The following is a 21,237-nucleotide window of genomic DNA, read 5'->3' on the forward strand; positions in this document are numbered from 1 at the left end:
CCTCCGGGCCGACCCCCTGGCTGGGGAGGTGAGGACCGGGAGGACGAGCCGGCGCCGGGACGGGTGGAGGGTGTCGGCGGGTGACTGTCACCCGCCCCGGCGCTGTTCCAAGAGCATTGCTCCTGACGCCGTTCCGGGTACAGCCGCCGGGGGGAGCGGCTCGGCTGGCCGGTGGCGCCGGTCGCGGGTGACTCGTCCGGCTAGGCGGCGTGGCAAGGCAACCGGAACAGGCTGCCCATACAGGACAAACGGGATGTACCCGTCGGGTGCCTAGTCGGGCTAGTCGGCTTGGCTGCATTCTGGGCGGAGTTGTTAGCCATTCCGTGACGGATCCCCTACCGTCGGTCAAGACGGGGAAAACGGGGAAACAGGAGTCGAGCGATGAACGTGGAACCACGAAGTCCACTGCCCGCCGACGAGGTCTGGGAGCGCCTGGACATGCGCCGCGCTCTCGCGGCCCGCGATCTGGGCACGGTCTTCCGGCTGCTCCAGAAGCACGGTACTTCTCAGCGAACCATCGCGGCCCTCACCGGGATGTCGTCGTCCGAGGTGTACGAGGTGCTGCGGGGTCGCCGGGTGATGGCCTACGAGGTGCTCTGCCGGGTCGCCGACGGCTTCGGCGTCCCGCGCGGATACCTCGGGCTGGCCTACGACACTGACACGGCGACCTGGCTCGACGCCAACCTGGTGCCGGCCCAGACCCGCACCGACCATGAAGACGACGCGCGGGGCCACGCCCTCCTGGCCTACGCCGCCGAGGTCACGGTCGGCACGGCCGGTGAGCTGTCGCCGGAGTGGGCGTCGGTGCCGGCCGCCGCCACCCCGCTGCCCGGCCAGGTCGGGCCCGAGGACGTGGAACAGGCTGAGGCGGTCACGGCGCAACTGCGTCACCTCGACTACCGGTTCGGGGGCGGAGCCTGTCGCGACGCGGTGTCGGCGCACGCCCGCTGGGTCGACAAGCTGTGCGAGCTGCCGTCCCGGCCGGCCACCCAGACCCGCCTGTGGATCGCGGCCGCCGACGTGCACAACCTGGCCGGGTGGACGGCATTCGACGTCGGTCTCTACACCGTGGCCGGGCGGCACCTGGCCCTCGCGCTCGACTTCGCCCGGCAGGCCGGCCTGCCCTCGCTCACGGCCAACGTGCTCTACCGCGCCGGGCGGGTCTACCTGCACCGCAAGCGGGTGAGCGAGGCCCTGCGCTTCTTCCAGCTGGGCCAGCTCGCCGCGCAGGACTCCGGCTCCCGCCGCACCGTGGCCATGCTCTGCGCCAACATCGCCTGGACCTACGCCGAGATGGGAGACGAGGCCCAGGCCATCATCCACCTGAACCGGGCCTCCGACGAGTTCTCCCGGGCGGAGGACACCGACAGCGAGCCCTGGGTGCAGTTCTTCGCGGAGCTCGACGTGATGGCGCTCGACGGCATGACCAAGCTGGCGATGGCCCGCACCAACGAGGCCCACGCCGGGCCCGCGCGGCTGGCGCTCGAGCGCAGCGTGGCCGAGCGCACCGACGTGATGGCCCGCAGCCTCGCCTTCGAGCAGGGCGCACTGGCCACGGCCTGCCTGCTCACGCACGACAGCCAGGCCGCCCTGGAGTTCGGGGAGCTCGCCCTGGGGCAGGCGCACCGGCTGCGTTCGCGCCGGGTCACCGACCGGCTGGCCCCGCTGCGCGACCTGTCGCTCGGCCTCGCCGACCGCGGTCCCGCGGGCGACGCCGTGCGCGACCTGGGGCGGCGGATCGAGCAGGTTCTCGTCTCGTGAACCCGGCCGAGACCAGTCCCGGGCTCGACCGTCCCGCACTGGATCCGGCAGAGATCACCACCACGGTGAATGCTGCCTGCCGGATTCTGGGCCTCGACCCCCGCGACCACACCGTTCTCAAGTTCACCAACAACGCGGTGCTGCGCCTGCCCCGGGCCGGCGTGGTGATCCGGATCGCCGGGTCCGCGGCCGTGGGCGAGCGGGCCCGGCGGGTGGTGCACGTCGCCCGGCTGCTCGAGCGGCACGGGGTGCCCGCCGTGCGCCTGGCCCAGCCCGACGACCAGCCGATGATGGTCCGCGGGCACGAGGTCACGCTCTGGCACGACGTCCGCCCGGTGCGCGACGCCGAGCCCGCCGACCTCGCGGTGCTGCTGAAGGCGGTGCACGCGGTGCCCCTCGCGACCCCGGCCGCCCCGGTGGTGCCGGCCCGTCGCGGTCGCAGCCGCCGGCGTCCCTCGGTGCCCGGGCAGAACACCGGGCCCATCCCGGTGCAGTCACCCTCGCCCGCGGCCTCCCTGGTGCGCTGGGAACCGGTCGCCGGGATCCGCCGGCGCATCGCCTCGGCCGGGCCGCTGGCCCTCGAAGACCTGGCCTTCCTGCAGGCCGAGACCGACGCGGTGGCCGAGCAGCTCGCGGCGCTCAAGGAGCTGGAGCCGCTGCTGCCGCCCGGCCTGATCCACGGCGACTCGTTCCTCGGCAACGTCATCGTGGGCGAGAACGGGCCGGTGCTGTGCGATTTCGACTCCACCTGCTGGGGGCCGCGCGAGTGGGACCTGACGCCGATCGCGGTCGGGGCCCTGCGCTTCGACTACGGCGGCGACCCGGCCTCCCGGTTCGTCCTCGCCTACGGGCACGACGTGCAGAACTGGCCCGGGTTCCCGGTGCTGCGCCGGCTGCGTGAGCTGCAGCTGGTCACCAGCGTGCTGCCGGTGCTGGCGGCCAATCCGGGGTTGCGGCCGCAGTGGCGCTTCCGGGTCGACAGCCTCCGTCGAGGAGACGCGTCGGCGCGGTGGAGTACCTACGGTCAGGTCTCGGTCTGACTCGTTCCCGACCGGGCGAGCCCACCCACGGGGGGTGGGTTCGCCCGGGTTTCACCGGTCTGGCTCTCAAGATTGTCGGTGGGCGTTGGTAGCGTCCGCGACGTGAGTTGGACGAAGACCGCGAGTGGGCACGAAGTCGCTCTGGACGAGGGCGTTCTGCGGTGCCGCAACAGCTCGGGCCGCCTGCTGAAGAGCGTTCCCGCGTCACTGAAAGACGACCCGGTGGTGGTGCAGCTGCGCCAGGTCGCCGAATGGCTCACCCGGCACGAGGCCAGTTGCCTCGCCCAGGTCGAGACCTGGATGGTCCGTTCGCTGCCGGTGCCGCTCGGCCTGCTCACCGAGGTCTGGCCCGACGAGTCCTGGCAGCGGGCCCTGCGCGACCTCGTGGTGCGGTCGTCGGCGGGCGGTGAGCTCGGCCTGCTGCGCGCGGTCGACGCCGAGAAGGGCATCGGGCTGGTCACTCTCGAGGGTGACACGGTGTTCGTGCCCGCCCCCGAGGTGGAGATCCCGCACCCGGTGCTGCTGGCCGACCTCGACGAGCTGCGCGAGTTCGTCACCGACCTGGGTGTCGAGCAGACCGTCTCGCAGCTGTTCCGCGAGATCACGCCGCGCCCGTCCGGCCTGCGCCCGCGTGACACCTCGCTGAGCGACTTCTCCGGCGGCGCGTTCGGCGAGCTGAGGTTCCTCACCGGCCGGGCCAACTCACTGGGATACGCGGTGCGCGGTGGCTACGCCTCGCTGCGCGTCTGGGAGGGCGGGCGCCCGCTCGACGCCCGTTACTGGCTCGGGTCCGACGCCCCCGAGGGCCCGGCCTGGACCGGTGAGCTCGGCTGGGTCGACGAGGCGTCGCGCCCGGTCCCGCTCACCGAGGTCGGGCCGGTGGCCTGGTCCGAGGGCGCTCGCATGGCGGCCCGCATCTTCGCGGGCCGCACCACCGAAGACGAGGCGGCATGAGCAGGCAGACGCGGGAGAAGCTGATCGAAGCCGGCGCGGTGGTGGCCGGCCCGGCCCCGGAGTCGTCGCTCGACGGCACCGACACGATGACGGCCCGGGCCTACCGGCATCCGGCCCTGGGCGATCGGGCGGTGGTCCGGCTGGTGCCCGAGACCCTGGGCGGTGCCGAGGATCTCGCCGTCGAGTTCCTCGGGTTCGAGCCCGCCCGGCCCCCGGTCGCGGTCGGCACGGGCCGGCGTCAGGCCCTCGGCTTCCCGGCCTGGGCCCTGGTCAACGACCCGGCCAACGGTCACCACGCGCTGGCGCTGGTGAAAGACCTCGAGCGGCTGGCCCGGCAGGCCAAGGGCCGCCCGGGCGCCGCGAAAGACGGCTTCGACGAGCTGGCCGCCCGGCTCGGTGCCTCGGTGCCGCACTTCCTGCCCACGTTCTACGAGCAGGCCGGCCGCGCGTTCCTGGCGGTCGACAACAAACAGAGCGCGGCCACGATGTTCGGCAAGGCCCGCGAGGCCGAGCGGGTGCACGCCCTGCCGATCGACGAGGCCCGGCAGCGCGACGTCTTCCTGGAGTTCGCGTTCAACGGCGCCCTGAGCGGCAAGTCACTCACCCAGTACGCGAAAGACCTGGCGCAGCGCACCGATCCGGTCGCCGCCTACGAGCTGTTCCGGCAGGTCTGCGCCGAGCGCGTCGCCGGTGGCCTGCCGCCCTACGCCGGCATGGCCGACGACCTGCGCCGCCTGGTCAAGGCGGCCGAGCTGGGGCAGGCCGCCGAGGAGGAGAAGGTCGTCCGCGAGCTGCTCGACTCACCCGCGCTGCCGCACGCCCCGCTGCCGTTCTGGAAGTCCTACGCCGCCGCGCTGCAGCGCCTGTCGGCGAAAGAGCCGGCGGTGCGCCGAAGTCTGCTCTCCCTCTTCCCCCAGGGCGACCAGACCGGCACCGAAGACTTCTGGTTCACCCTGCTGCACGACACCGGTTCGCTGGCCGGGCTCACCGAGCTCGACGGGGTGCCCGAAGCGGCCCGGCCCGAAGACGGCTCGGCCGGCTGGCTCGCCCGGGCCGTGCTCTGGCGGGCCCGGGGCTGGCGCACCACCCGGCGCTCGCCGCGGCTGCTCTCCCTGGCCCAGGCGATGGTGCCCCGGCTGCAGGCCGAGAACGTGCCGTTGCGGCTGCTCGACAAGGGCGTCGACCTCGACCTGCTCGACCTGGTGCTCGCCCACGGCCTGCGCGTGCAGTTGCCCGAAGGGCGCCCGGTGGCCAAGTTCGGCCTCAAGCGCTGGCGCGAAGACCAGTCACCGGGTCGTCGTGACCTGGTGAGCCTGGCGGCAACCGACTGGGCGCGGGAGCCGATGCGGCTGGGCATCGACGAGGCCATGCGCGACCGCTACGGGTTCCGGCCCGATGCGGCGGGCCGCAAACCGCTCGACGACCTGCGTCCGTTCTACGAGACCCGGGGCCCCCGCGAGGCTCTCGGCGACTGGCTCGACGAGACGGCCACGGCCGTGACCGGTGGGGCGCTGCCGGCGCTGACCGACACGCTCGACCGGCTGCGGCTGGTGGCCCACGGCGAGGTGCTCGGGGTGCGGCCCGACGCGTATCCCCGGCTGAGCGGCGCCGACGTCGCCGGGGCACTGGCCCGCACGCTGCGGATCGGGCTGTTCGACGAGTTCGGCTGGCCCGCGCTCGAAGAGGCGGTGGCCGAGTTCCCGGTGCCCAAGCCACATCCCAACGGCTACACCGAAGAGCCGTTCACCGTCGCCGACTCCTGGCCCGCGCTCGTGCTCCACAACAAGCTCATGGCCGTGGTGGTGGGCCCACGGGAGATCCTGCTGCGTCACACGTTCCGTATCCCGAAAGACGTGCCGAGCTACTACTCGCGCTCGGTGGTCTTCGTCGACGGGCGGCTGCTGGTGCTGTGGGACAGCGAGAGCGGGGTGCACGGCTACTGGGACGACCGGGCCGACGAGGTCTTCCGGGTCGCCGGGGCGATGCCGCAGCACCACTTCAGCCGCTTCGGCACGTCCGCGCCGCTGCCCGGTGGCGGGCGCACCTTCGGCGGGCGCCCGCTGCTGCCCGGCGACCGCACCGTGGGCAAGGCCCACGCCGTGGTGAGCGACGGCTCGGGCTGGTGGCGTCTCGACGGGGAGATGGTCAACGGCCGGGGCTGGCGCGAGTTCGACCCGGCCACCGGCGATCCGGGGCGGCTCTCACGTCCGGCGTTCTTCGAGGCCGGGCTGGAGGCCGACGGGTCGGTGCCGGCCGACGACTGGTGTGCCCTGGCCCCGGTGCCGCCCGGGTTGGAGGGCACGCCGTTCGGCACGGCCGGCGGGCTGCTGGGCTGGCGCTCGGTGCGGTCGGCCGACGGGTCGGGCGAAGCGGTCTCGGTCACCGGTGACGTGGCCCGGCTCAGGCCGGAGCTGATGAAGTCGTCCGGAATCCACTGGCAGCCCGGGGTCGTCGGCCCGATCCGGATGCCCGGCGGGGGTCCTGCGGTGGCGTTGCTGATCGCGGGCCGGGGCACGTCCGTCACGTTCTCCGACGGCGAGGTGGGCGGTAGCGACGTGCACACCGGCCGGTCGTGCGACTACGCCAAGGGCACGCCACTCGTGCCGCCGGTGGTCTACTGGCACGCGCTGCGGGCGCGTGACGAGCAGGGGTCGGCGGCGCTGCGGGGCATCACCCGTGAGCAGGCCGCCGCGCTGGTCGAGGCCGCCCGGCGGGGCCGGGCCGAGAAGGCGGTGCGGCAGGTGCTGCCGCAGATCACCCACGAGAAGCTGGTTCTCGGGGTGGCGGGCGTGCTGGAGGTCGCGGTCGCGCAGGCGGAACGGGTGCGGTCGCTGCCCGAGCCGGTGAGCACGCGGCCGGTCGAGATCGTCAACACACCGGAGGCCGAGGAGCTTCCGGAGGCGGAGCCTCCCGCGGGGGCAGGTGTCGCGGTGCCGGCCACGGCCTCCGACCAGGATCTGGGCCGCGCGGTGGCCGGGCTCACCGAGAGGGCCACCTACTACGGCCACTACTCGGGAAGCCGCAGCAGTTACGAGACGCTGCCCAACCTGCGCGGGGTCGTCGCGGTGCTGACCGGCAACCCGCCGAAGAAGGGGCTGCTGTCCAAACTCGGCCTGGGCGCGAAGAAGCCGTCGTCGGCCGACGTGCCCACCACGTCCGTCGACTGGTCCACCCCGGTGACCGGGGGGCTGGGCGCCCTGGCCCTGCGCGCGTCCCTGGCGACCACCCCGCCCGAAGTCCGGTCGGCCCTGATGGTGCTGCTGGCCGAGGTGGCCCGGCACCCGGTGCTGATCCCGGCGGCCGGGCACTGGCGCCGACTCAAGCTGGTCTCCGTGAAATCGTCCACGCCCCAGGCGATCCGCGACCAGGAGGTCGAGCACGGCACGATGCTGCCCACCCGGGGTGGTCAGGCTTTCGCCTTCTTCTGGGACACCGAGTACCACGACGGTTCCTACCGGGGTGTGCTCACGGCCCTCGAACACGTCACCGAACCCGGTGATTTCGGCCCGGTTGACGGCTACCGCATCTCCCTCGAACGGGAGGGTGGCAGCTGGGGCAGCCCGGAGGCGATCCTCGCGCTGCTCGACCTGCTGGCGCAGCACGGGCCGGCGTCGTGGCGGCCGGAGGCGGTCGACGAGCTGGTGAACCGCACCGGCCTGACCCGCGCCGAGGCGGCGCTGTTGCTGGCCGGTCTGCTGCAGATCGACTCGTACGAGAACAACTTCCTGCCCAAGGAGGTCCGCGAGCTGCTCGGCCTGAAGGTGGCCGAGGCCAAGACGGCTCGAGACGCTCTGGTCGGGCGGCTCGACGTCGGGGCCCGGCTGCGGTTGCTGTCCGCGGCCATGCCCGACGAGCCCGCCGACCTCTGGGAGAAGGGGCCCGATGTCGAGCGTCTGGCCCGGGAGTGGGTGGCACTGTTCGGGCGCCGGGTGCCGGTGGCCGACGAGCTGGTCGCCGCGTTCGCCGCCTCCCGCAAGGGCGCGTACACCGGGGCGCAGGACGCGGCAGCCGTGCTGCAGGCGATGGCCGCACCCGCCGCGACCGGATGGCTGAACGTCGACCTGACAGCGCGTTTCGAAGACAAGCGGCTCACCTACGACGGCGATTCCGGATTCTTGCCGAGGCACCTGTCCGACACCGTGATCGGGTTGCTGTGGCTGGCCTACCACCTGCCCCTGCACGATCCGCTCCGGCGCACGCTGCCCGAGGTTTACGACGCCCTGCGCCAACGGCTCGCCCACCCCGGTCTGCTGATGCTCTTCCGGCAGGCCGAGGGGCGCACGCTCGACGGATTGCGGCAGGTCTACGGTCTGCCGCCCGCGCCGGAGGGGCCGAACGCCCCCGAGGAGCTGCTGGACCTGGGGGGTGCGGGGTATCTGGTCAGCCGCCCCTGGAGGTCCGAGCTGTACGTGCGGCCGGCCGCTCTCGACGGGGCCGGGCAACCGCTGCTGGCCCTGGGCGAGGCCGTGCCCGACCAGTGGAGCTACCCGTTGCTCGTCGCCCGCGGTGAGGCGCTGGCGCGGCTGGTGGCCGAGCTGCGGGCGCCGGAGGTGACCGAGGGGTGGCTGCAGGATCCGGCGGTGAGTGTGCCCGATCTGGTCGAGCGGGTGAGCGCCCGCACCGGGCTCGACGCCGCGGCGGCCCGCTACTACCTGCAGTTGCTGGCGTTGCCCGATCCGACCGACAAGAACGTGCGGCTCTGGAACGGCTGGACGCCCCGTCGGCTCAAGGCCGCCACGTCCGCCCTGACCGAGGCCGGGCTGGTGGTCGAGGGCAGGCGGGCGCGGGCCGGGCGGTCGGTGTTTCTGCCGTCGGCCTGGCTCAACGTGAAGGCGCCGGGGCTGCCGTTGGAGGCGTGGAAGGTGCCGTTGCTCGGGCTGTCACCGGGTGGGGCGTCGCCGCTCGACCTGGCGGTGCCGGTGACGTCGGTGCGGGAGCTCTTCCGGCTGGCCTGGGAGCGGGTCGAGGGTGACGACGGGCCGCGCCTGGAGGCCCTGCGCACCGGACGCGCGGCGGGGCGGGCGCGATGAGGGCCGTGGGGTCGGGGAGACTGACGAGCGTGACGGGAGCAGGACAGTGAGCGCGACGGTGACGCCGGGCGGTTCGGGGCCCTCCTCGGGTTCGGGGGCCGCCGGGCCGGGCAGCTCTGGGCCGGGCAACTCGGGGCCGGGCAACTCGGGGCCGGGCAACTCGGGGCCGGGCAGCTCGGGGCCGGGCAGCTCGGGGCCGGACGGATCGGCACCGGCCCCGGGCTCTCGGCAGGTCGACCCGCCGGAAGATCGCTACGCCGCCGAGCTGGAGTTCCTCGCCGCCTTCGACGACGGCGCCCGCCCACCCGGCTGGCATCTGACACCGCGGGCGGTGGTGACGTTCGTGGTCGGTAGTGAGCGGCCGCTGTCGCTGCCCGCCGGCCGTGAGCGCGAGGGCGTGCCGCGGCGGATGACGATCTCGGAGAAGTTCGTCGGTGAGCGGGCCCTGGTCGAACGGTGCGTGGTCACCCTGGCCGGTGAGCGCGGGCTGCTGCTGGTCGGTGAGCCCGGAACCGCCAAATCGATGCTGTCGGAGCTGCTCTCGGCCGCCGTGTGCGGCACGAGCGGCCTGGTCGTGCAGGGCACGGCCGGCACCACCGAAGACCAGCTCCGCTACGGCTGGAACTACGCGGCGCTGCTGGCACAGGGGCCGAGCCGGTCCGCGCTGGTGCCCTCGCCGGTGATGACCGCCATGTCGGCGGGGGCCGTGGCCCGGGTCGAAGAGGTCACGCGCTGCCTGCCCGAGGTACAGGACTCGCTGGTCAGCATCCTGTCCGACCGTCGCATCGCGGTGCCCGAGCTCCCGGGCGCCGACTCGGCCGTGCACGCCGCGCCGGGCTTCTGCCTGATCGCGACGGCGAACCTGCGTGACCGCGGGGTCTCGGAGATGTCGGCCGCGCTGAAGCGGCGGTTCAACTTCGAGCAGGTGCACCCGATCGCCGACATCGAGCTGGAGACCGCCCTGGTGCGGCGGCAGGCCACGGCCGTGCTCGAGCGGGTGCAGGCACCCTTCGCGGTCGACGACTCGGTGCTCGAGGTACTGGTCACGGCCTTCCGCGACCTGCGCAACGGCAGCACCGTCGAGGGCTGGGAGGTGGAGCGCCCGTCCACGGTGATGAGCACGGCCGAGGCGGTCTCGGTGGCGGCGGCGCTGGGGCTGGCCTCGGCGTACTTCCCGACCGGGCGGGACCCGCTGTCGCTGCTGCCCGGGCATCTGCTCGGCGTGGTGCGCAAAGACGACCCGGCCGACGCCGCGCGGCTGCTGGGCTACTGGGACGGCGCGGTGCGCCGCCGGGCCGAGCGCGGTGGCCGCCTCTGGCGTCAGGTGTGGGAACTGCGCGACCGGCTCGAGACGTGACCTCCTGATGGCGGCCCGGAAGAAGCTGCCCGACCCGCAGGCCGCGGTCGGCGAAATGGTGGCGGCACAGCCGTATCTCATCGGGGTGCGGCACCATTCGCCGGCGCTGTCCGCGGTGATCCCGGCGCTGCTCGACGAACTGCGGCCGCAGTCGGTGCTGATCGAGATGCCACCCCAGTTCGAACGATGGACGACGTGGCTGGGGCACCCGGACACGATGGCCCCGGTCGCGCTGGCCGGGTCGGGAGAACCGCTGCCGTTCTACCCGTTCGCCGATTTCTCGCCCGAGCTGGTGGCGATCCGGTGGGCGGTGGCGCGCGGGGTGCCGGTGGTGGCGTGCGACCTGCCGCTGGGTGACGAGGGCTGGGGCGGGCGTAGCCGGGCGAAGGGGCGCGGCAAGAAGAGCGCGGTGCACGAGGCGCCGTCCGGTGACCACTCGGAAACCGGCTCCGGGGCGCGAGAGCCGTTCGCCCAGGCCCTGCGTCGTTCCCAGACCGGCCGCGACGGCGACGACCTGTGGGACCGCGTCGTCGAGGCCCCGGCCCCCGGCGCCACGCCCGAGCAGGTTCGCCGCGCGGCCCTGGCCGTCGGCTGGGCCCTGCGCGCCGACGAGGCGGTCGACGGTCGTGTGGCCTCCGTCGACCTGCGGCGCGAGGCCCAGATGCGGGCCGTCGTCGCCGACCACCGGCGGCGGCACCCCGATCACCGCGTCGCCCTCCTGGTCGGGGCCTTTCACGCCCCCGCCCTCGTGAGCGCCGAGAACGTCGACCCGGCCAGCCAGACCGCCGAACTCGAGGCCCCGCGTCCGGTCGCCGAGGTGACCACGAGCCTGATCCCGTACGCAGACCCGTTGCTGGACAGTCGTTCCGGCTACCCCGCGGGCATCCGCGACCCCCGCTGGCAGGCCGAGACGGTGAGGGCGGGCGGAGATCCGGCGAAGGTGTCCGCGGCGGCGTCACGGGTGGCCGTGGAGGTCTGCGCCCAGATCCGCGAGGGCGGGCACCCGGCCGGGCCCGGGGAGGCCCGCGAGGTGGTGCGCCTGACCGAGGACCTGGCCCGGCTGCGCGGGCTCCCGGCGCCCGGGCGCAGCGAGATCGTCGAGGCGCTGAGCACGGTCCTGACCCAGGGCGAGACGCTGGGGCGCGGCCGGGTGGTGGCCCGGGCGATGGAGCGGGTGCTGGTCGGTGAGCGGCGCGGTCGCCTGGCCCCGGGCACTCCGCGGTCCGGGCTGGGGCCTTCGCTCGAGGCCCTGCTGAAAGAACTGAAGCTCCCGAATCCCGAGGCACCGCAACGGAAAGAGCTCCGGCTCGACCCGTTGCGCAGCCCGCTCGACCGGCGCCGCGAGATCACCCTGCAGCGCACCCAGGCCTGCGGCATCTACTTCGCGCTGCCCGGCGAGGTGCAGGGCGTGGGGGCGGCGGCCGCCCTCACCACGCTGTGGCTCGCCGAGTGGACGCCGTCCACGGCCGCGCTCACCGAGATCGCCGGTCTGCTGGGCGTGACGCTCGAGCAGGCGTCCGACGGCACCCTGCGCCGGCAGCGGGAGCGCGAACGCGCCGAGGGCGGCAGCACGGCGTCCCAGGTGCTCGAGGGGCTGCTGTCCGCGGCCGAGTGCGGCCTGCCCGGGCTGACCGCCGAGCGTCTCGACGACACGGTGCGGGTGCTGCCCGCCACCGCCACGCTGCCCGAGCTGCTGATCGGCCTCGACCTGCTGAGCCGCCTCGAGCAGGACACCGTGCCCGGCCTGGTGGGCCATCCGCTGCCCGATCTCGGCCTGGTGATCGACGAGGTGCACTCGGCCGCGATCCGGCAGGTCGACGGGCTGGCCGGTTCCACCGACCCGGCCGACGCCCGCGCGCTGCTGGCCCTGGTGGTGCGGCACGACCGGCTCGGCACCGGCCTGCGGCTCGACGCCGCGCTGAAACGCCTGACGCACGAGGGCAGTCCGCTGATGCGGGGCGCCGGGGCGGCGGTGCGGGTGCTGCTCGGGCTCGACGACGCCGCCGACCTCGGCGACCGGGCCGCGGCCTGGCTCGACCTGGACGCGCCGCTCGAGCTCACGGCCCGGCTCTCCGGTCTGCTGATCGTGGCCGGTCCGCTGCTGGAGGCCGGGGGTGATGTGCTCGACCCGCTGCTGGCCCGGCTCGAGGTGATGCCCGATGACCTGTTCCTGCGCCGGCTGCCCGCCGTGCGGGGAGGTTTCGACGTGCTCACCCCGGCCGCGCGGGCCCGTCTGCTGGCGGCGGTGGAGTCCCGGCTCGACGACCGGCTCGACCTGGTCATGACCACCGATCCGGTGCTGCTCGGGCGCTGGGCGCAGGCCGACGCGCACGCCCTCGAGGCGCTGCGCGAACGCGGTCTGGCCTCGGCGGTGGCGCTCGCCCCGGCCGACCGCTGGCGTCTCGTGCTCGGGCAGAAGGGTGAGTTGCGGGGCCAGGCGAAGCGTTACGGTCAGGCGCTCGACGAGCTCTACGGGCAGGGCCGGGGCGAGGGGGCAGGCAGCGACTTGCAGGGCAGTGGTGCCGGTGACGGCCCGGGGTACCCGGGCGTGCGTGAGTGGTCCGAAGACCTCACCCAGCTCTTCGGCGCCACCGTTCGCGAGGAGGTGCTGGCCGCGGCGGCCGCCGGTGGGCGTGTCGACGCCGCCCTCGCGATCGACCCGGCGTCCGCGCGTCCGTCGGTGGAACTGCTCACCAGTGTGCTGTCGCTGGCGGGCGCGCTGCCCGAGCGCACGGTGGCGCGGTTGCGCCCGCTGGTGGCCAAGGTGGTCTCCGATCTGACGCAAGAACTCTCGCGCACGCTGACCCCCGCGCTCACCGGCCTGACCTCGTCCCGCCCGACGCGCCGGGCGGGCGGCCCGATCGACCTGCACCGCACCATCCGGGCCAACCTCAAGACCGCCCGCTACCGCCCCGACGGCACCGCCACCGTCATCCCCGAGCACCCCGTGTTCAAGACCCGCAGCAAACGCACCACCGACTGGCGCATCATCCTGCTGGTCGACGTGTCCGGGTCGATGGAGGCGTCCACGGTCTGGTCGGCCATCACCGCGGCCGTGCTCTCCGGCGTGCCCGCGCTGACCACCCATCTGCTCGCCTTCTCCACCGAGGTCATCGATTTCACCGGCGTGGTCAGCGATCCGCTGTCGCTGCTGCTGGAGGTCTCGGTCGGTGGGGGCACCTCGATCGCGACCGGTCTGGCCGCGGCCCGCGAGCTGGTCACCGTGCCGAGCCGCACGATGGTCGTGGTGGTGAGCGACTTCGAGGAGGGCGGTTCGATCGGCCCGCTGCTGGCTCAGGTGCGCATGCTGGTGGACGCGGGGGTGCGCGTTCTCGGGTGCGCGGGTCTCGACGAGTCCGGCGCCGCGCGCTACAGCGTGTCCGTGGCGGGGCAGCTGGTCGGCGCCGGGATGCCGGTCGCCGCGCTGAGTCCGCTGGAGCTGGCGCGCTGGGTGGGGGAGCAGGTGCGATGAGTCTTCCTCCGGCTGATCCCCGGCTGGTCGCCGAGACGATCGCGGCGTTGCCCGCGCGGCTCCAGAAGCGGCTCGACGCGGCGGTTTCCGGTGCCGCAGACTGGACGTTCACCGACGGCACGGTGGTCATCGGCGCCGCCCGGGTGACGTTGCGGCCCGACGCCGGTGTGCTGCTCCAGGCTGAGAACGTGCTCTGCGACTGCCTTCTCGCACCGGCCTGTCTGCATCGCGCCGCGGTTCTCAGTGTCGCGCCGGTTGCCGAGGGGCCGATGGCGGACGCGCCGGTCACCGAACCGGAGGATCTCCCGGAGGAGTCCGGGTCACCTGAGGTGACCCGCACGGGGTCCGCAGAGCCGACACCCCCCGAAGGCGAGACGGAGGCGGCGGGTGCCGCCGCGTCCACCGTCGAAAGCACGGCCGAGACCTGGAAACCCGCTGAACGCGCGGCTGCCCGGATGATCTGGAACGCCGTGGGCCAGCTGCTCGAAGCCGGCCTGGCGGGTGCGGGCGCGGCCTTGCAGGGGCAGCTGCTGGCGGGCGTGCACCAGGCCCGGTTGCGTGCACTGCACCGGCTCGCGGCCGCGACCACCCGGGTGGTGACCGCCGTGCGCGCGGCGCGAGGTGACGACGTCTCGTTCTCGCTGCCGGCGCTGGTGTCCGACGTGCTGGAGGTGCTGTCGGTGGCGCACGCGATCGTCAGCGGCACGGGCGATCCGGCGCGCTGGAGGGGCACGGCGCGCACGGTCTACAGCGACGTCGGCGGGCTACGGCTGGCGGGGCTCTGTCTGGAACCGGTGATCAGTGCGGCGGGTTACGCCGGGGTGGTGGTCTGGCTGACCGACGCCGAGGGGCGGTTGTGGTCGGTGTCGGATGTCAAACCCGGTGGTCCGGAACGGGTTCCGTCGTCGGCGGGAGGGCCGGTGGCGGTCGGGGAGACCGGTCTGTCGCATCGTGACCTGGCCCGGGCGGGCATGATCATGTCGGCGGCCACGGCCAATCCGGAGGGGCGACTGGGCGCGGGTAAGGGGGTGCAGGCGGTGCGTGCCGCCGGTGTGGGGTGGACGGAACCGCAGCTCCTGAGCCGCTTCGGCCCGCTCGGCAGGCCTCAGCGCGATGTGGTGGGGCGCCACCCGAAACTGCTGACGCTCACCGTGTGCGGGGCCGAACGCGACGCGGTGCTGGCCGTCGACGACGAGGGGGAGGGCGTGAGACTGGTGGTGCCGCCGGGCGACCATCGGCAGATTCATCGCGACAACCTGCGTCTGCTGGCTGAGAAACCCGGGCTGCGGGTGCTGGCGATCGCCCGTCCGCTGCCCGACGAGAACGGGGCCGCGCGTTTCCTGGGGGTGCCGGGCACGCTCGAGCTGCTCGCGATCGGTGGTGGTGACCTGCGCCTTCCCGCGGCGATGGGCGGGCACGCCGATCTCGGGTTCGACCGGCTGTCGGTGCGTTTCCTGCGTCCGTCCGGGCCGCCGCCACCCTTCCCGCCGGCCGGTGATGTGATCGATCCGCTCCTGGCCTACCGGCGGCGGCTGGAACGGGTGGTCTCGGGCGGCCGGCGCACGCTGTCGGTGCCGGGGGTGCCCCAGGAGGTCCGTACCGAGGCGGCCGCGCTGCGCCGTGACCAGCTGGGCACCGCGGCGGTGCTGCTGGAGCGGCTGCTCGACGCCGCCCAGCCGGCCGGGCGGGACGTGTTCGGCCGGCTCACCGGCGACGGCGGGGGCGATCTGGCCCGGGCCTGGCTGTCGGCGGGCACCTATCAGCGAGAGCTGCTCACGGCACCGGTCTGAATACTGACCGCCCGTGAAAGGTGTGGCCTGTGCGGGTGATGGGTCGGTGAACCGGCGAGATCCGGCGCTGATGGCCGGTGTTGCCCCTAGACTGCGGGCATCGTGACCGAGCTGAGCAGCGACCTGGCGGAGGAACCCGCGCCGGAGGAGATCTCCGAGGAGCCGGAAACCGGTCTGCTGTCGCGCTGGTCGTTGCAGACCCCGGGTATCGACATCTTCTGGCCGATCCTCGCGGTCGTGCTCACGACGGTCGTGATCGTGGTGGCCTCGGTCGCCCACTCGTCGATGGCCGCGGTGGGGGTGGGTGACCCGCGCACCGACTGGGCCGCCTCGCCCAGCCCGGCGATGGACGCGCCGTTCGTGGTGGTGCAGGTGTCCAGCCGCCCGACCCAGGCGCAGGCCCAGGCCGAGGCACAGAAACTGATCATGGCGAAGTTCAACGCCGGGGTGCTGCGGTCGGACTTCTACGAGCCGATGAACAAGGGCTGGTACGTGGTGTTCGTCGGCCCGTTCGAGAACAGCACCGCCGGCAAGGCCCAGGCCGAGGCCGTCACCCGGCAGATCGAGGGCTCACTCGTGCGCACCCTGCGGCGGCGCTGAGAGCCCCACGGCGGGCAGGATCACCGTGTCGATGAGGTTGATGATCGACTCGCGTGAGGGGGCCTGGCGCTCGTAGAGCGAGCGGTACATCGCCATCGCCGGGCCGAGGGACGACAGCAGCTCGATGTCGATGTCGGGGCGCACCTCGCAGCGGTCGATCGCCCGCTGCATGACTACGCGGTACGACTCGATGCGCGGCTTGATCATGATCTCGGTGAGCGTCTCGAGCAGCTGCGGCTCGCTGGACAGCATCGACGTGACGCCGAGCATGATCTTCAGGTGGCGGTTGCTGTCGCTGACCACCTTGGGCTTGACCATGGCCACCAGGTCGCCGCGCAGCGTGCCGGTGTCGGGCGGCACGTAGGGGCCGCCGTCGGGCGTGACCGGGCGTTTCAGGCAGGCGATCGCGTCGACCACCAGGTCGGCCTTGGACGACCAGCGGCGGTAGAGCGTGGCCTTGCCGGCCTTGGCCCGGGTGGCGACCATGTCGACGGTCATCGACTCGTAACCCACCTCGGCCAGCACGTCGAGTGCGGCGTCGAGAATCTCCGGGTCGCGGGAGTGGTCTCGCTTGCGCCCGAGCCGCGCCGGTTCGGCTGTCTTCGCGGTCTCGGTGGTCATGGCTGTGGCACCTCTGTCTCGTCGTCGGTCGGGCGGTCGCCGCCCCGCTCAGGACAACGACGCCCGGTTCCAAATCGTACCCGCGGTGTTCCGGAACGCCCAGGTTGCGGAACTCACACGTACCGGAACGGCGGATTCCCGGAACTCGATGGTTTCGGAACTGCTGAGTCTCGTATATGGTTCCGGCTATGTCCCAGTCCACTTCGGCCGCCTCGACGACGGCATCCTCAGCCCGCTGGCTGACGCTGACGACAGTCGCGCTGGCCCAGCTGATGGTCGTGCTGGACACGACCGTCGTGAACATCGCGCTGCCCTCCGCGCAGGCCGACCTCGGGTTCTCCGACGGCGACCGTCAGTGGATCGTCACCGCCTACTCCCTCGCCTTCGGCAGCCTGCTGCTGCTCGGCGGCCGGCTGTCCGACCTGATCGGGCGCCGCCGCACCTTCATCACCGCGCTGATCGGCTTCGCCGTGGCCTCGGCCCTGGGGGGTGCCGCGCCGTCGTTCGGTCTTCTGGTCGCTGCGCGGGCGCTGCAGGGTGTCTTCGGGGCGCTGCTCGCGCCCACCGCCCTGGCCGTGCTGGCCACCACCTTCGTCGACCCGGTCGAGCGGCGCCGGGCCTTCGGCATCTTCGGTGCCATCGCCGGTATGGGCGGCGCCATCGGCCTGCTCCTCGGCGGCGTGCTCACCGAGAACCTCGACTGGCGCTGGAATCTGTACGTCAACTGCTTCATCGCCGTCATCGCGGTGGTCGGCGCGCTCTTCTTCCTGCCCCACGTGCAGCGCTCTGGCCCACGCCCGAAGCTCGATGTACCCGGCACCGTGCTGGTCTCCGCCGCGCTCTTCGGCCTGGTCTACGGCTTCTCGCACGCCGAGACCGACGGCTGGGGCAACGGCCTGACCATCGGGATGCTGATCGGCTCGGTCGTGCTGGGCACCGCGTTCGTGTGGTGGCAGACCCGCGCCGAGCACCCGCTGATGCCGCTGTCGATCGTGCTCGACCGCAACCGCTCCGCCTCCTACCTCTCGGTGCTGCTGGCCGGCATCGGCATGTTCGGCATCTTCCTGTTCCTCACCTACTACCTGCAGATCACGCTGGGGTACTCGCCGATCAAGACGGGCCTGTCGTTCCTGCCGATGATCGTGGCGCTGGTGTTCACGGCGCAGATCTCGAGCAACTTCCTGCTGCCGCGGTTCGGCCCGCGCGTCATGGTGCCGTCGGGCATGGTCTTCGCCGCCGTCGGTGCGTTCTGGCTCACCGCGCTCGACCTGAACAGTGCCTACTTCCCGGGCATCCTGTTCCCACTGGTGCTGATGGGCATGGGCTTCGGCCAGATGATGCCCGCGGCCATCCAGACCGCCACGCTCAACGTCGACCCGCGCTTCGCCGGTGTGGCCTCGGCGCTGGTGAACACCGGCCAGCAGGTGGGCGGTTCGCTGGGCACGGCGTTGATCAACACGCTGGCCGCGTCGGCCGCCACCTCCTACCTGGCGTCGCACCAGCCGGCCACCCAGGAGGTGCTGGCCCAGGCCCAGATCCAGAGCTACAGCACGGCGTACGCCTGGGTCGGCGGGTTCTTCGTGGCCGGTGCGGTGCTCGCGGCGCTGCTCTACCGCTCGCGCACCGAGACCGTGCAGGTGACGGCGACGACCGGGCCCGGCGCCGGGGCGTCAGACGCGGAGCCGGTGATCATGCACTGAGGTAAGCGCTCCGGCGACACGCTTGCCTGGTCGCGACACCGTGGCCGGCCCGCGGCCCCGTTGCTCTCGGCTACGACACCGTGGCCCGGCGGGGACACCTGAGGCCCTGAGCGCCTGAGCGCCTGAGCGCCTGAGGGCCTGAGGGCCTGAGGGCAGAGGGCCTGAGGGCCTGAGGGCAGAGGGCCTGAGGGCCGGAGGGCCTGAGGGCCGGAGGGCCTGAGGGCCTGAGGGCCGGAGAGCCGGAGAGCCAGAGAGCCAGAGGGCCGGAGAGCCAGAGGGCCGGAGAGCCAGAGAGCGCAGAACGGTACGGACCTGGTCGCCTCAGGCGTGGTGGTCCGGGCGGACGTCCCTGGTCGCGTATCGCGGCCAGGGACGTCCTGGGTTTGGGGGTCGTCGGCCAGCTGCATGGGGCGCGTACGGCCGTGTGGGGCTGACGGCGGACGAAGGCGGCCCGGCGTGGCGGGGTGCAGCCGTGTGGGGCTGACGGCGGATGAGGGCGGCCCGGCGTGGCGGGGTGCGGCCGTGTGGGGCTGACGGCGGACGGGCGGCCTGGCGTGGCGGGCTGCGGCCGTGGCGATGTGGCGGCGAATGCTGCGGCAACCACGTCGTTGATGCATTCTCGCTCCGGCTGGCCGCTGCCGCTGCCGCTCACATGGGGTGGGGAATACGGTCGCCAAAACTTCCGGACGATCGACAAGGTTCAGGTCCACTTTCCTTATGTGACGACCGGGCAAATCAGAAACAAAACCCCCTGCCCTCCCGGCCCGGTCGGTGAACAGGCGTGCCCCGTACCGGGCTTCGACTCAGCGGCGGGCGTTGAGCCAGCGGTGATTCGGGCCCCGGGTCGCGGAAGAGACGCGCGCCGGGGACCGGCCTCCCATCAGGCCCGGAACGTAACGGCCGGTTGAGGCGTCTGGAACGTGTGCGCCCGTCAAAAGGCGGCAAGCGGCACGGGTGGGAGGATCACGGCATGGCACCCGCACCCCGGGACTGGTTCAGCAAACAGTTCGGCGAGACCTTCGACGACAAGGCCCGCGAGATCGGCCGGTTCAACCTGGCCATCTTCGGCAAGACCGGCGTGGGCAAGAGCACGCTGGTCAACGCCATCTTCGGCGAGGACGTGGCGGAGACGGGCATCGGTCAGCCGGTGACCCAGGGCAGTCATCTCTACCTGCATGCCGACGGGCACTTCGGCGTGCTCGACACCCGCGGCCTGGAGATCGGCACCGACGACGCCACGATCCTCGACGAGCTCGAGACCTACATCAAGGACATGCGTCGTCAGCCGCAGGCCGACCAGGTGCACGTGGCCTGGTACTGCGTGCGGGCCGGCGACCGGCGCTTCGAGGACACCGAGGAGGCCTTCATCCGCGGCCTCGACCGGCTCGGGCTTCCGGTGCTCATCGTGCTCACCCAGGTGCCGATGCGCGACGGGGAGTACCACCCCGACGCGATCGCCCTGCGTGACGCCATCGCCGAGCGCGACCTGCCGGTGAACGGGCAGATCTTCCTCACCAACGCCAAGGCCGACGACTTCGCCGGGCTCGAGGCGCACGGCCTTCAGGAGCTTCTGGATGCCACGTTTCTCGTCGCCCCGGCGGGAGTACAGGAAGCGCTCGTGGCTGCGCAGAAGATCGACCTGAGCCGCAAGCGCGCCTCGGCCGAGAAGGCCATCCGGGCCGCGGTCGGTGCGGCCGCGGCGGCCGGGGCCACGCCAATCCCGTTCTCCGACGCGGCGGTGCTCGTGCCGATCCAGCTGACGATGATGGCGACGATCTCGCACATCTACGACGTCGGCGTCGACCGTTCCACCGCGGGGGCCCTGGCCGCCACGGCGGCGGCCACCGCAGGCGGGCGCTCGCTGGTGACGGGCCTGATCAAGACCGTTCCGGGAGCGGGCACGCTGATCGGCGGCGGCATCGCGGCGGCCGTGGCCTCGGCCGTCACCTGGGCCGTCGGCCAGGCCTGGACCACCGTCTGCTCGCGCCTGTCGCAGGGCAAGCTGCAGGGAGTCTCGGGCGCGCTCGACAGCGACGCGATCCGCGAGCTCTTCCTCGACGAGTTCCGCGGCAACATGCGCAAGAAGCTGCCGGGCGGCTTCAAGTCCGTCGACCGCAAGTAGAGCCCTCACGTGAGGACGCCCACCAGCGTCCTCACGTGAGAAAGCCACGTCAGAAAAGCCAGGCGAGAAAGCCAGGCGAGAGAGCTCAGGCCTTACGCCGCCACCAGGCCTGCTCGGGCTCGGTGATCGGCACCCGTGACCCGGGCGCGGTGGCCTTCGTGGTCACCTTGCGCTCCGACGGCGCGAAGATGATCTGCGAGATCTGCTGGTAGTGCAGATCGGAGTCGGGAATGTAGTTGATGGTGCTGAGCGCCTGGTCCTGACCGGCGGACTCCATCACGAACTTGCCGTAACCGAGGATCTGGCCGGTGACGGTGCGGTCGTACCGCATGTCGGTGACCTTGGACATCGGCATGATGTCGACCTGCCGGGTGATGATGCCGTGCACCAGCATGAGCCGGCGGTCGGTGGCCAGGAACAGCTCCTCGTACCACTCCCAGGCCTTGAGGATCAGCCGGCTGAGCAGCAGCAGCCACACCACGGTCAGGATCTGGACGAACAGCCCGCTGGCCGCGTTGCTCACCCAGGCCAGGATCAGAAGGCCGAACACGGCCGTGGCCGTCGGCTCGGCGAGCACCACCCAGTGCCGGCGCAGCATGAAGACGATCTGCTCGCTCGGGATGAGGTAGCGGTCCAGTTCCTTCGGAACTCCTGGGCCGAATCGTTCTGAATGCCCCACCATGCGGACCACTCTAGGCGAGCAGCGATGAATTGGCTGTCATCGACCCGGGAAAAGCAAGGCACTTTATTCCCACTGAATTACTCCTAGCACTGCCGTGACAGCGCACCG

12 protein-coding genes are annotated in these 21,237 nt (G+C 72.6%); 10 read left to right on the plus strand and 2 right to left on the minus strand.

Annotation, left to right across the window (positions count from 1 at the left end):
* Window positions 1–381: 381 nt before the first annotated feature.
* The 8 genes from J2S57_RS16800 to J2S57_RS16835 all read left to right on the plus strand — a co-directional run bounded on the left by J2S57_RS16800 (window position 382) and on the right by J2S57_RS16835 (window position 16,004).
* On the plus strand, window positions 382–1,761 hold the full coding sequence (locus tag J2S57_RS16800; RefSeq protein WP_307243876.1) for a helix-turn-helix domain-containing protein: 1,380 nt from the start codon (window positions 382–384) through the stop codon (window positions 1,759–1,761).
* Window positions 1,758–2,801: an aminoglycoside phosphotransferase family protein gene (locus J2S57_RS16805; RefSeq protein WP_307243878.1), complete on the plus strand. Its 1,044-nt coding sequence runs from the start codon at window positions 1,758–1,760 to the stop codon at window positions 2,799–2,801. The genes J2S57_RS16800 and J2S57_RS16805 overlap by 4 nt, the downstream gene beginning before the upstream one ends.
* 102 nt (window positions 2,802–2,903) lie before the next feature.
* A complete protein-coding gene (locus J2S57_RS16810) occupies window positions 2,904–3,755 on the plus strand; it encodes a DUF4132 domain-containing protein (protein ID WP_307243879.1) in 852 nt (283 codons plus the stop codon).
* A complete protein-coding gene (locus tag J2S57_RS16815) occupies window positions 3,752–8,785 on the plus strand; it encodes a hypothetical protein (protein WP_307243881.1) in 5,034 nt (1,677 codons plus the stop codon). The genes J2S57_RS16810 and J2S57_RS16815 overlap by 4 nt, the downstream gene beginning before the upstream one ends.
* Before the next feature lie 46 nt (window positions 8,786–8,831).
* Window positions 8,832–10,142, plus strand: a complete 1,311-nt coding sequence (locus J2S57_RS16820) for an ATP-binding protein (protein ID WP_307243883.1) — start codon at window positions 8,832–8,834, stop codon at window positions 10,140–10,142.
* A gap of 7 nt (window positions 10,143–10,149) precedes the next feature.
* Window positions 10,150–13,614, plus strand: coding sequence for a DUF5682 family protein (locus tag J2S57_RS16825; protein WP_307243886.1), 3,465 nt, complete (start codon window positions 10,150–10,152; stop codon window positions 13,612–13,614).
* Window positions 13,611–15,404: a hypothetical protein gene (locus tag J2S57_RS16830; protein WP_307243888.1), complete on the plus strand. Its 1,794-nt coding sequence runs from the start codon at window positions 13,611–13,613 to the stop codon at window positions 15,402–15,404. The genes J2S57_RS16825 and J2S57_RS16830 overlap by 4 nt, the downstream gene beginning before the upstream one ends.
* Before the next feature lie 102 nt (window positions 15,405–15,506).
* Window positions 15,507–16,004: an SPOR domain-containing protein gene (locus tag J2S57_RS16835; RefSeq protein WP_307243890.1), complete on the plus strand. Its 498-nt coding sequence runs from the start codon at window positions 15,507–15,509 to the stop codon at window positions 16,002–16,004.
* Here J2S57_RS16835 and J2S57_RS16840 read toward each other — a convergent pair.
* On the minus strand, window positions 15,975–16,625 hold the full coding sequence (locus tag J2S57_RS16840; protein ID WP_307243893.1) for a TetR/AcrR family transcriptional regulator: 651 nt from the start codon (window positions 16,623–16,625) through the stop codon (window positions 15,975–15,977). The genes J2S57_RS16835 and J2S57_RS16840 overlap by 30 nt on opposite strands.
* 188 nt (window positions 16,626–16,813) lie before the next feature.
* On the opposite strand from J2S57_RS16840, the gene J2S57_RS16845 reads away from it, so the two are divergent.
* Together J2S57_RS16845 and J2S57_RS16850 are read left to right on the plus strand one after the other, a co-directional pair.
* Entirely contained in the window at window positions 16,814–18,325 is a 1,512-nt protein-coding gene (locus J2S57_RS16845) for an MFS transporter (RefSeq protein WP_307243897.1), read from the plus strand.
* 970 nt (window positions 18,326–19,295) lie between these two features.
* A complete protein-coding gene (locus tag J2S57_RS16850; protein WP_307243900.1) occupies window positions 19,296–20,447 on the plus strand; it encodes a GTPase family protein in 1,152 nt (383 codons plus the stop codon).
* 85 nt (window positions 20,448–20,532) lie between these two features.
* On the opposite strand, the gene J2S57_RS16855 is transcribed toward J2S57_RS16850, so the two are convergent.
* Window positions 20,533–21,129 (minus strand): PH domain-containing protein, encoded by a 597-nt coding sequence (locus tag J2S57_RS16855; protein WP_307243904.1) that lies wholly within the window; start codon window positions 21,127–21,129, stop codon window positions 20,533–20,535.
* Window positions 21,130–21,237 lie beyond the last annotated feature (108 nt).

The sequence above is a fragment of the Kineosporia succinea genome (assembly GCF_030811555.1).
GTDB classification, from domain to species: domain Bacteria; phylum Actinomycetota; class Actinomycetes; order Actinomycetales; family Kineosporiaceae; genus Kineosporia; species Kineosporia succinea.

Coding starts and splice junctions, on each gene's coding strand:
- J2S57_RS16840 (WP_307243893.1), bottom strand. CDS start 16,625: ATGACCACCGAGACCGCGAAGACAGCCGAACCGGCGCGGCTCGGGCGC.
- J2S57_RS16800 (WP_307243876.1), top strand. CDS start 382: ATGAACGTGGAACCACGAAGTCCACTGCCCGCCGACGAGGTCTGGGAG.
- J2S57_RS16855 (WP_307243904.1), bottom strand. CDS start 21,129: ATGGTGGGGCATTCAGAACGATTCGGCCCAGGAGTTCCGAAGGAACTG.
- J2S57_RS16830 (WP_307243888.1), top strand. CDS start 13,611: ATGAGTCTTCCTCCGGCTGATCCCCGGCTGGTCGCCGAGACGATCGCG.
- J2S57_RS16815 (WP_307243881.1), top strand. CDS start 3,752: ATGAGCAGGCAGACGCGGGAGAAGCTGATCGAAGCCGGCGCGGTGGTG.
- J2S57_RS16850 (WP_307243900.1), top strand. CDS start 19,296: ATGGCACCCGCACCCCGGGACTGGTTCAGCAAACAGTTCGGCGAGACC.
- J2S57_RS16825 (WP_307243886.1), top strand. CDS start 10,150: ATGGCGGCCCGGAAGAAGCTGCCCGACCCGCAGGCCGCGGTCGGCGAA.
- J2S57_RS16845 (WP_307243897.1), top strand. CDS start 16,814: ATGTCCCAGTCCACTTCGGCCGCCTCGACGACGGCATCCTCAGCCCGC.